At 69.1% G+C, this 14,256-nt stretch carries 18 protein-coding genes; 9 read left to right on the plus strand and 9 right to left on the minus strand.

The window, feature by feature from the left end; translation table 11 throughout:
* From KBY78_RS10085 to menA, 6 genes are all read right to left on the minus strand, one after another.
* The coding region (locus tag KBY78_RS10085) for a TM2 domain-containing protein (protein ID WP_255143488.1) at positions 1-272 on the minus strand (272 nt) is incomplete at its 3' end.
* A gap of 23 nt (positions 273-295) precedes the next feature.
* Positions 296-700 (minus strand): hypothetical protein, encoded by a 405-nt coding sequence (locus KBY78_RS10090; RefSeq protein ID WP_255143489.1) that lies wholly within the window; start codon positions 698-700, stop codon positions 296-298.
* Positions 701-754: 54 nt separating this feature from the next.
* Complete coding sequence (locus KBY78_RS10095; protein ID WP_255143490.1) at positions 755-1,570, minus strand: AMP-binding protein; 816 nt, start codon at positions 1,568-1,570, stop codon at positions 755-757.
* Between the two features lie 17 nt (positions 1,571-1,587).
* On the minus strand, positions 1,588-1,893 hold the full coding sequence (locus KBY78_RS10100; RefSeq protein ID WP_037981667.1) for a hypothetical protein: 306 nt from the start codon (positions 1,891-1,893) through the stop codon (positions 1,588-1,590).
* A gap of 17 nt (positions 1,894-1,910) precedes the next feature.
* Positions 1,911-2,993 carry an enolase C-terminal domain-like protein gene (locus KBY78_RS10105; RefSeq protein ID WP_255143491.1) on the minus strand — a complete coding sequence of 361 codons (1,083 nt, stop codon included), beginning with the start codon at positions 2,991-2,993 and terminating at the stop codon, positions 1,911-1,913.
* Positions 2,990-3,985, minus strand: a complete 996-nt coding sequence (menA, locus tag KBY78_RS10110; protein WP_255143492.1) for a 2-carboxy-1,4-naphthoquinone phytyltransferase — start codon at positions 3,983-3,985, stop codon at positions 2,990-2,992. Before menA ends, KBY78_RS10105 begins: the two co-directional genes overlap by 4 nt.
* A gap of 75 nt (positions 3,986-4,060) precedes the next feature.
* On the opposite strand from menA, the gene KBY78_RS10115 reads away from it, so the two are divergent.
* On the plus strand, positions 4,061-5,452 hold the full coding sequence (locus KBY78_RS10115; RefSeq protein ID WP_255143493.1) for an isochorismate synthase MenF: 1,392 nt from the start codon (positions 4,061-4,063) through the stop codon (positions 5,450-5,452).
* Positions 5,453-5,458: 6 nt separating this feature from the next.
* The gene (locus KBY78_RS10120; RefSeq protein WP_255143494.1) at positions 5,459-6,328 is read left to right on the plus strand and encodes an ion transporter; all 870 of its coding nucleotides are present in this window, start codon (positions 5,459-5,461) and stop codon (positions 6,326-6,328) included.
* A 47-nt stretch (positions 6,329-6,375) separates the two neighbouring features.
* Here the strand turns inward: KBY78_RS10120 and gshB are convergent, their stop codons facing one another.
* Positions 6,376-7,389, minus strand: coding sequence for a glutathione synthase (gshB, locus tag KBY78_RS10125; protein WP_255143495.1), 1,014 nt, complete (start codon positions 7,387-7,389; stop codon positions 6,376-6,378).
* Positions 7,390-7,391: 2 nt separating this feature from the next.
* On the minus strand, positions 7,392-7,661 hold the full coding sequence (gene grxC / locus KBY78_RS10130; RefSeq protein ID WP_255143496.1) for a glutaredoxin 3: 270 nt from the start codon (positions 7,659-7,661) through the stop codon (positions 7,392-7,394).
* A 98-nt stretch (positions 7,662-7,759) separates the two neighbouring features.
* Here grxC and prfB point away from each other — a divergent pair.
* The 6 genes from prfB (at position 7,760) to KBY78_RS10160 (ending at position 11,757) form a co-directional block, all read left to right on the plus strand.
* Positions 7,760-8,885, plus strand: a protein-coding gene (gene prfB / locus KBY78_RS10135) for a peptide chain release factor 2 (RefSeq protein ID WP_255143500.1) whose coding sequence is annotated in 2 segments (ribosomal slippage) — positions 7,760-7,834 and positions 7,836-8,885 — 1,125 coding nt in all. Because the reading frame shifts where the segments join, the coding sequence is not laid out codon by codon here.
* A 17-nt stretch (positions 8,886-8,902) separates the two neighbouring features.
* Positions 8,903-9,124: a DUF3285 domain-containing protein gene (locus KBY78_RS10140; RefSeq protein WP_255143497.1), complete on the plus strand. Its 222-nt coding sequence runs from the start codon at positions 8,903-8,905 to the stop codon at positions 9,122-9,124.
* Between the two features lie 56 nt (positions 9,125-9,180).
* A complete protein-coding gene (gene ybeY, locus KBY78_RS10145) occupies positions 9,181-9,729 on the plus strand; it encodes an rRNA maturation RNase YbeY (RefSeq protein ID WP_369791643.1) in 549 nt (182 codons plus the stop codon).
* A gap of 98 nt (positions 9,730-9,827) precedes the next feature.
* Positions 9,828-10,250: a diacylglycerol kinase family protein gene (locus tag KBY78_RS10150; protein ID WP_232201995.1), complete on the plus strand. Its 423-nt coding sequence runs from the start codon at positions 9,828-9,830 to the stop codon at positions 10,248-10,250.
* 23 nt (positions 10,251-10,273) lie between these two features.
* The gene (locus KBY78_RS10155) at positions 10,274-10,906 is read left to right on the plus strand and encodes an aminodeoxychorismate/anthranilate synthase component II (protein ID WP_255143498.1); all 633 of its coding nucleotides are present in this window, start codon (positions 10,274-10,276) and stop codon (positions 10,904-10,906) included.
* A 65-nt stretch (positions 10,907-10,971) separates the two neighbouring features.
* Positions 10,972-11,757 carry an MBL fold metallo-hydrolase gene (locus KBY78_RS10160; protein WP_006173284.1) on the plus strand — a complete coding sequence of 262 codons (786 nt, stop codon included), beginning with the start codon at positions 10,972-10,974 and terminating at the stop codon, positions 11,755-11,757.
* On the opposite strand, the gene KBY78_RS10165 is transcribed toward KBY78_RS10160, so the two are convergent.
* The gene (locus KBY78_RS10165; RefSeq protein ID WP_399215679.1) at positions 11,741-12,928 is read right to left on the minus strand and encodes a pyridoxal phosphate-dependent aminotransferase; all 1,188 of its coding nucleotides are present in this window, start codon (positions 12,926-12,928) and stop codon (positions 11,741-11,743) included. The genes KBY78_RS10160 and KBY78_RS10165 overlap by 17 nt on opposite strands.
* A gap of 61 nt (positions 12,929-12,989) precedes the next feature.
* Between KBY78_RS10165 and KBY78_RS10170 the strand changes: the two genes are divergently transcribed.
* Entirely contained in the window at positions 12,990-13,961 is a 972-nt protein-coding gene (locus KBY78_RS10170; protein ID WP_255143501.1) for an integron integrase, read from the plus strand.
* The last annotated feature ends 295 nt before the right edge of the window (positions 13,962-14,256 follow it).

Consider the following 14,256-nt stretch of genomic DNA (forward strand, 5'->3'; position numbering starts at 1 on the left):
CACTCCTTCTTGGCGTCGATGTAGGTGGCCTTGAACTCTTCGGGGGTCTTCGTGAGATAGATGATTCCCTCGATCAGGCCAATCACACCCATCACGAAGCTGGCAATGCCACAGGTGACCACACCTCCGGCAACGGACACCACCAGCATGATCACGCCCGAAGTGGTGTAGCCGAGCACGAATTTGTGGATCCCGAAGGCACCCAGAAAGATTCCCAGCAGCCCCGCGGCCAGCTTCTTGTTGGAGAGTTCCGGATCAGCGGATGAGGTCATCCAGAGGGCGCGACTGACCAGCTTTAGCGGACTTCAGCGGCAGCGTCATCCTCGCGGACTCCTCCGTCACAGGTCTGGAGCAGCCAGCCGCTCCAGCGCCCCCGCTCCCACTTGCCAAGGCCATTGGGGGCCAGATCAGGACAGGCCAGCCAGTGTTGGGGGCGCTGGGCGGGGGGAAGCCGTTGAGCCAGCCGCTGGCAATCGGTGATCAGGGCCGCCGTGGTGGTGTCCGCCTCAGGCCCTGGCGGCCCTGGGGCACCGCCGTGACGAACCAGAGCCACCAGGCGCTGGCCCCAGAGGGGATCGGGGCTGGGCAGCAGCAGCACCTGGGCCAGGGGTAGCCCCTCCGCCCGGGCCCAGCCCAGCAGCCGGGCCTCCACCTGCTCAGGGAAAACGGTTTCGCCGCCGCTGGTGATCGCCCCATCCAAGCGTCCCAGGATCTGGAGGCCGGCGGGGCCGACGCGGGCCCCATCACCACTGCGCTACCAGGCCCCCTGCCGCTCCAGCCGCTGCAGCTGTCCGGCCTCCAGACAGCCGGGACTGAGGCGTCCGGTGCGCACCAGCAGAGCGCCATCGGGGTCAAGCCGCAGCTGCACATCGGCCAGGGGCTGACCACAGCCATCTTCCCCCTCCAGGAAGCGCTCCGGAGGCAGGGCCGCCACCATCGCGGCGGTTTCGCTGGCGCCGTAACAGGGCGAAAGCCGGATCTCAGCCGCGCGGGCCCGGGCAGCCAACTCAGCAGAGAGCGCCGCACCTCCGACCCAGACCACGGCGCAGCTCCGCAGCCAGGCGCAGCCCTCCGCTGCGGCCAGCAGCCGCTCCAGCTGGGTGGGCACCAGGGAGAGCAGCGCCCCGCGGTCGGCTGGGAGGGGAAACGCCGCCGCCAGCTCCCGGGGCCGGCGCATCAGCTCCGGGGGCAACCAGCGCCAGGGTGTTCCCCAGACCCGGCTCCTCACCAGGGGCATCAGACCGCTGACGTGATGGAGCGGCAGGGGGTTGAGCTGCAGCGTCGCTGAAGGATCCAGCCCGATCGACTGCAACCACTGCCCAGTGGCGCCAGCTGAGGCCTCCAGGTGGGCCAGCGGCTGCAGACACCAGCGGCGGCGGCCGGCGCTGCCACCACTGCCCACCACCACACCGGCCCCGCTCAGGGCCGATCCAGCCAAGGCTGCGCCGAGCAGCTCCTGCTCCTGCTCGGCGCAGAGGCCCACCAGGCGCTCCTCACGCCAGGCCTGCTCCAGGCGCGCCACCAGGGCCTCGGCCGGCGCGGCGCTGGTGAGCAGCAGAGGAGAACCCATCAGCGACGATCCAGGGCCTAGGCCTGCCGGGCGCGGCGGGCGGCGATCCCCGCCTCCACAGCCGTGACACCGGCCAGCAACAGCAGGCCGAGCAGACCCACCAACTGCTGACGCGGGTCAGCCTTGGCGCCCAGATCGGCCCCGCCCCCCTGGCCCAGCACCAGCCCCAACGCGAACCAGCCGGTGCTCACTGCCGAGGTGATCCAGTAGGCCCGCCAGCGCCGTTGATAGATGTAGCCGGTGCCCAGGCCCGGCACCAGGTTGAGGACCACGGCCACCCAGGGGGCCGAGGCCGCCAGGGTGTCTTGCTTGCTGAGGCTCATCGCGGTGGCGGTGTCGATCACGCCAACTCTGGCGACTCCACCCAGTGCCCGGCGGATGCGGCCCAGACCCGCTCGGGATCGGTACTGGCGAGATCACCGCTGGCGCCCCAGCCCGGGGCCAGCCCGGGCGCCGCGGGGGTGGGTCCCCCCGCCTGAAGAGCGGCCAGGTGGTGCAGCCAGCGGCGGCCGATACCGGTCTCGAAGGCGGTGCTGAGCATCAGCCGGGGCACGCCTGCCTGCAGTTGCGCCAGAAGGGGCCTGGGGTCTCCCTCCTGGGAAGGCCGTCGCACCTGCCATCCGCCCCAGCTGTTGCGCAGGCCTGGATCCTGCGCCAGCGACTCATCCAGGGCCACCGGCAGAGCCGGGGGACCTGCGGCCAGGGCGACCAGACCGGCGTGATCGGTGGGAGCCAGTGGTTGCTCCAGCCACTCCAGGCGGGGATCCGCCGCCAGCCTTGCCGCCCAGGCCGCGGCCGTGGTGCGCCCCCAGCCCCCATTGACATCGAGGCGGAGCCTGGCCCCGTTCGGCAAGCGCTCCAGCAGCTGCTCCAGCAGCTGGCGCTCCTGGAGGTCATCGGTGGCCGCCACCTTCCACTTCAACGTGAGGGGAAGACCGTCACCGTCCTGCTGAGCCGGCTGGCTGCTCTGGTGGGTGTCCAGGATCCGCTCCAGGGCCGGTAGCAGCAGCGGACCTGCCGGCAGCAGCCATGCAGGAGCCGGCGGCGGCAGCCAGCCGCCGGAGGCGGCCCCCACCAACCCCTGGATCTCGCCCAGGGCTGCTCCGAGGGCGAAGGCCAGGGCCGGCGGCAGGGCAGGCAGACGACCCTCCAGCTCCTGGTGATCGACCGTGGAGCCAAGGGCCTCGATGGCCCTGGCGATGCTGACCAGCTCAGGCTCATCAGCGCCTTGCTGGGCGCCCTGCGCCATCGGTGCCGCCTCCCCCCAGCCCTGATCGAGGACCGGCGCCGACTCGCTGTCCCCCACGGCCAGCGTCTCGAGCCGCAACAACCAGCCGCGCTTGCTCCTCAGCCTGCCCCGGGCGGTGACCAGGGGCGTGGGCAGGGCCAGATCGAAGCGCCGCCAGTGCAGACGAAGCTTCACCGCAGCGGCAGCCAGGGGCCGATCGCCAGGCCCAGCGCCAGGCCCAGGCCGTTGAAGGCCTGAAAGCGCAGGGCCAGGAACTTGCTGCCGGCGATCCGCTCCGGTGCGTCGTGGTGCTCCCGCAGCAACTGGATCAGGGACCTGGCGGAAGGCAGGCCCACCATCCCCAGCAGGGCCGTGAGCGGCCAGCGGCCCAGCAGCACCGGCGCCCACTGCAGGGCCAGGGCCAGGGCGATGAACCAGGGCACCAGGGCGGCGGCGGCGGCGGTGCCCAGCTTCACCACGGGCGAGAGCTTGCCGTGGCTGGCGTCCTGCTCCACCTGATGGAAGTGGGAGCAGAACAGCACCAGGGTGGTGGCCAGGGCCGGTCCGCTGCCCAGCAGCAGGGCGGCCCTCCAGGGGATACCTGCGGCAGCCGTGGGCGCCAGCGCCAGCAGGGCGGCGGCGGTGGCCAGCGGGCCAAAGGCCAGCCAGCACAGCGGTTCACCCAGGCCGCGGTACCCCAGCCGCAGGGGAGGCCCCTGATAGGCGTAGCCGAGGGCGCAGCAGCCCAGAACCAGCGCCAGCACCAAGGGGGTGCTGCGGGCCGCCACCAGGGCGAACAGCGCCAGGCCGAGCAGCAGGCAGCCGTTGGCGAGCTGGGCCACCCGCTCGCGGCGGCCGGTGAGATTCACCAGGGAATGGGGCTTGCCCAGCCGGTCTACGCCGGTGTCGGCATCGAAGACATCGTTGGCCAGGTTTTCCCAGCCCAGCAGCAGCACCGCCGCCACCAGGAAGGCCAGCAACTGATCCAGGCGCGGCGCCTGGCCCTGGCCGGCCCACCAGCCCGCGGCCAGGAGCACCGGCATCACCGCCACGGAATACATCGGCCATTTGATCGCCGCCTTCCAGAGGCGGCGGCGGGCCGGATCGTGGGAGCGATCGGCGGGCGAGCGGCCACCGCTGGCATCCCCATCGGCGTAACGGCTTGCGACGACCTGGGGGTCGGACATGGGCAGCAGGGACGGCGGACCGGGAAGGGCCCATACATTTGAGCAGCTTCCCTGGCCACCGCCGCCATCGTCCTGGTGCAGGTCGTTCCCTCCTTCACCGAACTGCTCGCCGCCGCAGCCCAGGGGGCACGGCAGCTGGAGGAAGAGGGCGTGCTCAGCCTGGCGCTGCCCATGCCCTGCCGGGATCCCCTGGCGCTCCTCCCCCACCTCGACGACGGGGGACGCTTCCGCTTTCTCTGGGACGGCGCACCTGGGCTCTGCCTGGCGGCCAGCGGCACCACCCACCGCCTGGAACTGAGCGGACCGAGGCGCTTCGAGCTGGCCCAGCGCTTCAGCGCCATGAGCCTCAGCCGCCTGGGGCAACAGCCCCAGAACGTTCCGCCCCTGGCCAGGCCGCGGTTGCTGCTGGCCTTTTCTTTTTTCGACAGTCCCCTGCAGGAGAGCAGCGGAGCCGTTCCCGGCGTGCAGGCCGTGCTGCCCCGCTGGCAGCTGAGCCGCCAGGGACGCCACTGCTGGCTGAGGCTGCAGCGCTGCCTCGGCGGTGAGGTCACCCCCCGGGGCGTGGCCGAGGAACTCTGGGAGCGGGCCCAGCTCCTGAGCCGCCTGCCGGCCGAGGGCGAAGGCGGGCTGCCAAGCACCACCGGGGTGGCCATCACCAGCCGTTCCTGCTGGGAGAGCGACTACCGCGAGGCGGTGCGTCAGGCCCTGGGACTGGTGGAAGGGGGTGCCCTGAGCAAGCTGGTGGTGGCGGTGCGCCAGCAGGTGGGGCTGGATCAGCCGCTCGAGCCCCTGGAGCTGCTGGCCCGTCTGCGCCGCCACCAGCCGGGCAGCTGCCGCTTCCTCTGGCAGCAGCGTCCCGGCGACGCCCTGATCGGCGCCTCCCCCGAGCGGTTGCTGGCGGTGCGCCAGGGGCAGCTGCGCTGTGAGGCCCTGGCGGGAACCGCCCCCCTTGGACCCCCGGCCGGGCAGCTCACCCAGTCGACAAAGGACCGCCACGAGCATGAGCTGGTGGTGGAGGCGATCACCCGGGTGCTCTCGGAGGCAGGGCTGACGCCCCGGCGGCCCCGTCATCCCCGCCTGGCCCGCCACGGCAAGCTGGTGCATCTGCACACCCCCATCACCGCCGAACTGACGGAGCACCAGCCCCTGGCTCTGGCCGAGGCCCTGCATCCCACCCCGGCGGTGGCCGGACTGCCGCGGCGAGAGGCGATGGCCTGGTTGCGCACCCTCGAACCATTCGAGCGGGGTCACTACGCCGCACCAATCGGCTGGATCGACAGCGCCGGCGATGCCGAGCTGCGGGTTGCGATCCGCAGCGGCCGCCTGCAGGGCGCTCAGCTGGAACTCACCGCCGGCGCGGGACTGGTGCGCGGCTCCGAGCCGGAGCGGGAACTCCAGGAAGTGGCCCTGAAGCTGGGGGTGCTGCAGCAGCAGCTCAACCTCAGCGCCCCCTGGCCGTTGCGCTGATCGCCGATGGCGCCAGCCATGGTGATGGCGCTGATCCTGGCCTGCCTGGTGGGGCTGGCACTGCTGCTGCGCCGCCGCCTGGGCCGCGTTCGTCTGTATCGCATCATTTTCGAGGCCGACACCCCTGCCGGCAAGGCCTTCGATGTGGTGCTGCTCCTGGCGATCGTCGCCAGTGTTCTCTCCGTGATGCTGGAGAGCGATCCGCGACTGAGGGTGCTCTATCTGGCCCCCTTCGAGGTACTCGAGTGGGGCTTCACCCTGCTGTTCACCCTGGAATACGTGTTGCGGCTGCTCTGCGTGGTCCAGCCGATCCGCTACATCACCAGCTTCTATGGCGTGGTGGACCTGCTGGCGATCCTGCCCACGTTCCTGGGACTGATCCTGCCTGGCGCACAATCGTTCCTGGTGGTGCGCATCCTGAGACTGCTGCGCATCTTCCGGATCCTCAAGCTGGGGGAATACCTCAAGGAATCAGAACTGCTCTGGCAGGCTCTGGTGACCAGCCGGCGCAAGATCCTGGTGTTCCTGCTCACGATGATCACCCTTGTGATTGTGATCGGAGCCCTGATGTTTTTGATCGAGGGTGAAGCCGGCGGCTTTGTCAGTATCCCCGTGGGGATCTACTGGGCCGTGGTCACGATCACCACGGTGGGTTATGGCGATGTGGCGCCGGTGACGCCGCTGGGGCGCTTCGTGGCCTCCGCCGTGATGCTGCTCGGTTACAGCATCATCGCCGTGCCCACCGGCATCCTCAGCGTCGGCCTGCGGGACGCCCATCGCCAGCGGCGCCAGTCGGGCCGTGCCTGCCAGCGCTGCGGTTGCACCGGCCATGACAGCGATGCCCGCTATTGCAAACGCTGTGGAGCCGGACTCTGATCCGGGTCAGCGGCTGCCGCCCTTGGGATCATTCTCGCCAGCGGGCCTCAACTGGCCAGCAGCGCCTCGATGGTGAGATCCGCCAAGGGGACTCCACCCAGTCGCTCGATCTCGCGCACGCCCGTGGGGCTGGTGACGTTGATCTCACTGAGGCGGTCGCCGATCACATCGATGCCCACGAAGAACAGCCCAGCGGCGCGCAGGGCCGGGGCCAGCTCGGCGCAGATGCGGCGCTCGGCATCGGTGAGGGCGGTGGCCTCAGGCTCCCCTCCCACCGCCAGATTGCTGCGGAACTCTCCGGGCGAGGGGCGGCGGTTCACAGCACCGAGCGGTTCACCATTCACCAGCAGGATGCGCTTGTCGCCCGCCACCACCTCGGGCAGGAAGGCCTGGGCCATCACCGGCAGCTGGCCCTGGTTGGTGACCAGCTCCAGAAGGGCCCGCAACCCCGGAGCCCGCGCTTCGCTGCGCACCACACCCTGGCCGGCACGTCCGCCGAGGGGTTTGAGCACCACCTCGCCGTGCTCGGCGACGAAGGCCGAGAGCTGCTCGATGTTGCCGCTCACCAGGGTGGGCGCCATCAGATGGCTGAAACGCATGGCGCCGAGCTTTTCGTTCCAGGCCCGCAGGGAAGCCGGCCGGTTGAGCACTCGCACTCCAGCCTGCTCCGCCAGCTCCAGGAGATGGGTGGCATAGAGGTAAGCCTCGTCCACAGGCGGATCCTTGCGCATCCACACCCAGGGGAAGGCGTCGAGCGGCCTCCGCTGGGGTTCCCCCAGCTCCACCCAGGGCTCAGGAATCTCCCAACCGGCCGGAGTGGGGCGGATCTCGGCGAGGCGGGCGGGCTGGGCCAGCACCGTGGGGCGGTGACCCGGCTGAGTGGCATCGGCTCGCTGCCCTTCGACCGCCAGATCGGCCAGGCTGCAGATCCAGACCTGATGGCCGGCGCGCTGGGCCGCCTGCATCAGGGCCACGCTCGAATCCTTCCCCGGACGCAGACGCTGGATCGGATCGACGAGAAAGAGTTGGGAACGGCTGGCGGCCTCGGCGCGGCTCGGCACCCTCAGGCCCCTTGCAGCAAAGGATCGAGCCGGCCGGCCAGCTCCAGGGAATGGAGTTCATCGCAACCGCCGATGCCCTGGTCGTTGATGAAAATCTGGGGCAGGCTGGAGCGGCCGTCAGCCCGCTGTGCCATGGCGCCCCGGGCCGCCTGATCACCATCGATGGCGTACTCCTCGTAGGCCACACCCTTGCGGTCGAGCAGGGCCTTGGCCCGGATGCAGAAGGGGCAGAACCGCCAGGTGTAGATCTCGACTTTCGCTGGTGTGTTCACCACAATCGTCCAGGTGGATGGCAGTGGACGGATCCTAGAAGCCCCTCTGGGAACCCATCCCCGCTGATACGGTCGTGAAAACCGTTGGGCGGCAGCCGGTGCTCGATCTCACCGATTTCAAACGCGACCTCTCCGAGCTCACCGACCGCCTGGGCCATGCCCAGGACTGTCTTTGACGTACCGGCCCTGAACGCCCGCCAGCAGGACCTGGAGCAGCTGGCCTCCCAGCCCGACTTCTGGGACGACCAGCAGCAGGCCCAGAAGCAGATGCGTCAGCTCGATGAGGTGAAGGCGCAGCTTGAGCAGCTGCAGCAGTGGCGAACCGCTGTGGACGATGCCCGGGCCACCCTCGAGCTCTACGACCTCGAACCCGACGAGGAACTGCTTTCCGAGGCCAATGGCGGCCTGCAGAGCCTCAAGGCGGCGCTGGATCGCTGGGAGCTGGAGCGGCTGCTGAGCGGCCCCTATGACAAGGAAGGTGCCGTGATCTCGATCAACGCCGGCGCCGGCGGCACCGATGCCCAGGACTGGGCCCTGATGCTGATGCGCATGTACACCCGCTGGGCCGAGGACCACGGCATGAAGGTGTCCGTGGACGAGCTCTCGGAAGGGGAGGAAGCGGGCATCAAGAGCTGCACGATCGAGATCGACGGCCGCTACGCCTACGGCTACCTGCGCAATGAGAAGGGAACCCACCGGCTGGTGCGGATCTCGCCGTTCAACGCCAACGACAAGCGCCAGACCAGCTTCGCCGGCGTGGAGGTGATGCCCAAACTGGAGGAAGACGTCAAGCTCGACATCCCCGACAAGGACCTGGAGGTCACCACCTCCCGCTCCGGCGGTGCCGGCGGTCAGAACGTGAACAAGGTGGAAACCGCGGTGCGCATCCTGCACGTGCCCACCGGCCTGGCGGTGCGCTGCACCCAGGAGCGCTCCCAGCTGCAGAACAAGGAGAAGGCGATGGCGCTCTTGATGGCCAAGCTGCTGGTGATCGCCCAGGAGCAGCGGGCCTCGGAGATCGCCGACATCCGCGGCGACATCGTCGAGGCGGCCTGGGGCAACCAGATCCGCAACTACGTCTTCCACCCGTATCAGATGGTCAAGGATCTGCGCACCGCCGTGGAAACCACCGACGTGCAGGGGGTGATGGACGGCGACCTCGATCCCTTCATCCAGACCCTGCTGCGCCAGGGTGTGGAGATCGCCGCCGATGTGGCCGCCTGAGCCCTGCCGATCCACCAATGACTGACAGCAGCAGCCCAACAGAGCCCAGCACGCCAACTGAGCCCAGCACAGCCACCGAGGCCCCGGCCAGCCCACCGCCCAGCTTCGTGAAGCTGGCCATGCGCAACATGGTGCGCAAGGGCCGCCAGAGCCTGCTGCATTTCGGCCTCACCGCCGTGGGCTTCAGTGCCGTGCTGCTGCTGCTCGCCTGGTTCGGCCGACCCAGCCTGCCCCAGTGACGCCGATTCGTCTTGGCCTCGACCTGGCCTTCAGCTGCGACGAGCAGCTGAGCCCCGTGCTGCTGAAGGCGGCTGGCCCCCTGGCTGACCCGGCCACGGCAGAAGGGCCGTGGCGCGATCTGCTGGCGGCCTGGCTGGAGCAGATGCAACCCGAGTTGCCCCAGGCCCTGCGGGCGCCCGCCTACAGCCTGGGGCTGAGCCTGGTGGGCGACGGGGAGATGGCCGAGCTCAACGAAAGCTGGAGAAGCCAGCAAGGCCCCACCGATGTGCTGGCCTTCGCCGCCCAGGACGAAGGGCTGGAGGGAGCACCGGCCATGCCGAAGCCGCCGGAGCTGGCATCAGATCAGGAGTTACCGGAACAGGGGGAGCCCCTGGAGCTGGGCGACATCGTGATTTCCCTGGAGACAGCGGCCCGCCAGGCCGAGGCGGCGGGCGTGAGCCTGGCGCGGGAGCTGCGCTGGCTGGCCAGCCACGGCCTGCTCCACCTGCTGGGCTGGGACCACCCCGACGACGCCCGACTGGAGGCCATGCTGCGTCGCCAGGACCAGCTGTTGGTGTGCTGTGCCTGTAGCGACGGCAGCGAACCCCCTGGACGACAGCGGTAACGTTCAGCCTGGACGAGCGAAGCGGCAGAACGTCGGGAGGAGTCAGCATGGTCAATCCGGTCCCTCTCGAGCCGGTTCCTCTTGCGCTGGCGGATCCAATGGCCAACGACTCCTCCCGCCGGGCGAGAGGCCAACGCACCGGGGCGTGGCGGGTGGCCAGTGATCTCCCTCTCAGTTTCCGCTACGCCGCCCAGGGCCTGGCCTATGGCTTCACCAGCCAGCGCAACTTCCGCATCCATGCGATCACCGGCGGCTGCGTCTTTGCCCTGGGGGTGTGGCTGCAGCTGAGCCCAGAGCATCTGGCGCTGCTGGTGCTCACCGTGGCGGCGGTGCTGGTGCTGGAGCTGATCAACACGGCCATCGAGTCGGTGGTGGATCTGGCCATCGGCCGCCGGTTCCATCCCCTGGCCCGCATCGCCAAGGACTGTGCCGCTGCGGCCGTGCTGGTGGCCGCAGCGGCCTCGCTGCTGATCGCCGCGTTGCTGCTGCTGCCGCCCCTGCTGCTGCGCCTGGGCGTTTGAATGGAGGACTGGCGGCTGTCCTGATGCTCCTGGTTCTCGACAACTACGACAGCTTCACCTTCAACCTGGTGCAGTACCTCGGCGAGCTTGCGGCGGAGCATCCGATCGCCGCCGATCTGCGTGTGGAGCGCAACGACTCCCTGAACGTGGATCAGGTCAGAGCCCTGCAGCCGGCAGCGATCCTGATCTCACCGGGCCCTGGCGACCCCGACCAGGCTGGGGTTTGCCTCGATGTGATGCGGGAGCTGGGACCGACTGTGCCGATCCTGGGGGTCTGCCTGGGTCACCAGTGCCTCGCCCAGGCATTCGGCGGCCGGGTGGTGCGAGCCGCTGAGCTGATGCACGGCAAGACATCCCCGGTCCTGCATCGGGGAGTGGGGGTGTTCGCCGGCCTGCCCAGCCCGCTCACGGCCACCCGTTACCACAGCCTGATCGCCGAGCGCTCCAGCCTGCCGGAGGAGCTCGAGATCAGCGCCTGGCTGGAGGACGGCACGATCATGGGCCTGCGACACCGCCACTTTCCGATCGAAGGCGTCCAGTTCCACCCCGAAAGCGTGCTCACCCAGAACGGCCACCAACTGCTGGCCAACTTCCTGCGCCAGGCGGCCCAGCACCAGGCCAGCGGCGCCAGACCGCTCACCGGAACCCACTCCTGAAACCCCCCGGGGCAACGCTGCTAGGTTCGCGCCACGATCGGCGCCTGCGGGGCGCACCAGCAGGCATGGCCTCCGCATCAGGGCAACCGCACGACAGCCCCTCCAGCACTGTCAGCAGGCCCCTTCATCGCCGGGCCACGGCCCTGAGCGTGGCGGGACTGGTGGCTGGCGTCAGCCTGGGACTGCCTGGAGCCGGGCTGGCCGCCGGTGGCGTCACGGTCACCAGCTACGGCCACAGCGCTCTGCTGATCCAGGGCGGTGGTGCCACCGTGCTGGTGAACCCCTTCAAGGCCGTGGGCTGCGCCGCGGGCCTGGCCGAGCCGCGGGTGCGCGCCGATGTGATCCTGGCCAGCAGCCGGCTCCTGGATGAGGGAGCTCCGGTGGCCTCCGGTCGGATGCTGGTGACCCCCGGCTCCTACCGGGTGGCGGGCCTGAAGCTGGAGGGAGCGGCCATCCCCCACGACCGCATCGGCGGCCGGCGCTTCGGCCAGGCCACCCTCTGGCGCTGGAAGCAGGGCGGCCTGGAGATCGCCCATCTGGGCGGCACGGCCTCGGCCCTGCGCCCGGAAGACCGGGTGCTGATCGGCAAGCCCGATGTGCTGATCATCGGTGTGGGCGGTGGCGCCAAGGTCTACGACGGCGCTGAGGCGGCGGCCGTGGTGCGCGCGCTCGAGCCCCGGCGGGTGATCCCGGTGCAGTACGTGAGTGGCAGCGCCCCCAGTGACTGCGACCAGGGCAGCGTCGAGCCCTTCCTCGAAGCGATGAGCGGTACCCCGGTGCAGCGGGTGGGCCGCACGGTGAGTTTCAGCGCGCCGCTGAGTGACGGGCCCCAGATCAAGGTGATGCGCTGATCCTCATCGGTTCGATCGCCTGGTAGGTCTCCCAGAAGCGCGCCATCTGCTCGCAGGTGCCCAGGCTCACCCGCAGGGCCCCATCGATCAGGGGCTTGGCAGCCATGGAGCGCACCAGGATGCCCGCCTTTCGCAGTTCAGCCTCCACCTGGGCAGCCGGCCGGGAGGGCCAGATCAGCAGGTAGTTGCCACCAGCGGCGTGGTGACGTACGCCGGAAGCGTGGAGGTGCTCCAGCAACCACTCCCGGGCGCGCAGCACTTCGGCCACGTAGGCGTCGGTGTAGGCCTGATCGGCCAGGGCGGCGCGGGCGGCCGTGACGGCAAAGCTGTTGATGTCGTAGGGGCCGGTGACGCGGCTGATCCGGTCCACCAGGGCCGGCGCGCCGATCGCGAAGCCGATGCGCAGACCCGCCAGACCGGCGGTCTTGGCGAGGGAGCGCAGCACCAGCAGGTTGGGATGGGCCGAAAAGGCATCAGCAGCCCCCAGGTTCAGCAGTGGTGGCAGCACGCTGTCGCCGGTGAAGGCCTCATAAAGCTCATCCACCACCACCAACGTGCGCGGCACGGCGGCCGCCAGCTCGAGGATCCGCTCCGGCGCCAGGCGGGTGCCGGTGGGGTTGTTGGGGTTGCAGAGCAACAGGATCCGCGGCGGCTGCCAGTTTCCGCTGGGTTCGCCGGCACCTCCAGGGCCGAGCAGCCCCGTGCGGATCTCCTCGAGGGGAAAGCCGAAGTGAGGCAGCCGGTAGGGGATCGCCTCGATCGCCATGCCCTGCATGCGGGCGCAGGGGGTGTAATAGCCGAAGGTGGGGCTGGTGGTGAGCAACCGATCGCCCGGGGCGCCGTAGGCGTGGAACACGGCATGGAGTGCGGCATCGACACCGTTGAACAGGCCGATGTGGGCCGGGTTCAGGCCCATCCCACCGAGAGAGGCCACCACCGCTTCGCGCAGGCCGTCGTATTCGGGATAGATGGCGTAGTGGTCGGCGGGAATGGCGCGGATCGCTTCCACCACCTTCGGGCTGGGCCCCACAGTGTTCTCGTTGAAATCGAGCCGCAGCAGGCCGCGGCGGCCTTCCAGCGGTGCGCTGTAAGCGTGCAGGCTCTCCACCTCCGGGCGGGCCTGGGGGCCGTCGGACAGGCAACGGGTCAAGGGTGAGCCGGCAAGAACCATGGGCAGCGTAGAAAGCGGCCTGCGGCTGGGGAATGCTGAAGCAGAAGCAGCACCCAACGTCATGGAGCCCGCCCCACGCCCGCCAGGGCTGATCCAGCGCTACCGGGAAGAACTGCAGGTGCGGCACTACGCCCGCCGCACGGTGAACACCTACGAACAATGGCTCAGGCGCTTTCTGCGGTTTCACCAGCTGCGCCATCCCCGGGAGATGGGCAGTGCCGAGGTGAATGCCTTTCTCAGCCATCTGGCCGTGGAGCGGCAGGTAAGCGCCTCCACCCAGAACCAGGCACTGGCAGCGCTGCTGTTCCTCTACCGCGAACTGCTGGATCACGATCTGGAGCTGGAAGGGGTGGTGCGGGCCCGCAAGCGCCCACAGCTACCCGTGGTGCTGACGCCTGAGGAGGTGCGCGCCGTGCTGCAAAGACTGGATGGGGTGGAAGCGCTGGTGGCTGGCCTGCTGTACGGCAGCGGACTGCGGCTGATCGAAGCCCTGCGGCTGCGGGTGCACGATCTTGACTTCAGCCGACACGAGCTGATGGTGCGTGATGGCAAAGGTGGCAAGGATCGCCGCACCCTGCTGCCAGAGCGGCTTGGAGCCCAGCTCAGAGGGCATCTTGAGGAGGTGAGACAGGTCCATCGACAGGATCTGGCCCAAGGCTGGGGCAGGGTGATGTTGCCCCATGCACTGGGCAGAAAGTATCCGAATGCTGGCGTGGAGTGGGGCTGGCAGTGGGTGTTTCCCCAGCATCAGCGGTGGCGCGACGCCTCCTCCGGACAACAGGGCCGACACCATCTCGACCCCAGCCTGATTCAGAAGGCGGTGCGCCGCGCCGTGCTGGCAGCTGGCCTGACCAAGCCAGCCACATGCCATACCTTCCGCCACTCATTCGCCACCCATCTGCTGGAGCGGGGGCAGGACATCCGAACGATCCAGGAGCTCCTGGGTCACAGCGATGTCAAGACAACGATGATTTACACCCACGTGCTAAACAGAGGGCCGCTGGGGGTAAGCAGCCCGGCAGATCTTCTGTAGCCAGTCGAACAGATGGTTAACGGGTCCGCATAAACTGCCAAAGGCATGAAGGCCCAAACCCAGAAAGCAGTGATGGCACGGCTTCCTAGCCTTTGCGAGGAGCAGGCCAGTTACTTAGTCTGGTTAGGGCACCACCAAGGAGGCGGTTACCGGACCCGCCTAATCAGCGTTAGAAGGATTCAGGAGTAGCTTGACCGCCTGCCGTCTTGACGTCTTGACGACCTAGCGTCAAAGCACTAAGCTGCTGGCATGGACGAGACAAAGCGAGCAACCATCTACTTCGATGCGGACGTAC

Origin of the sequence: Synechococcus sp. EJ6-Ellesmere (assembly GCF_024345875.1) — a bacterium.
In the GTDB taxonomy this organism is placed as follows: Bacteria; Cyanobacteriota; Cyanobacteriia; order PCC-6307; family Cyanobiaceae; genus Regnicoccus_A; species Regnicoccus_A antarcticus.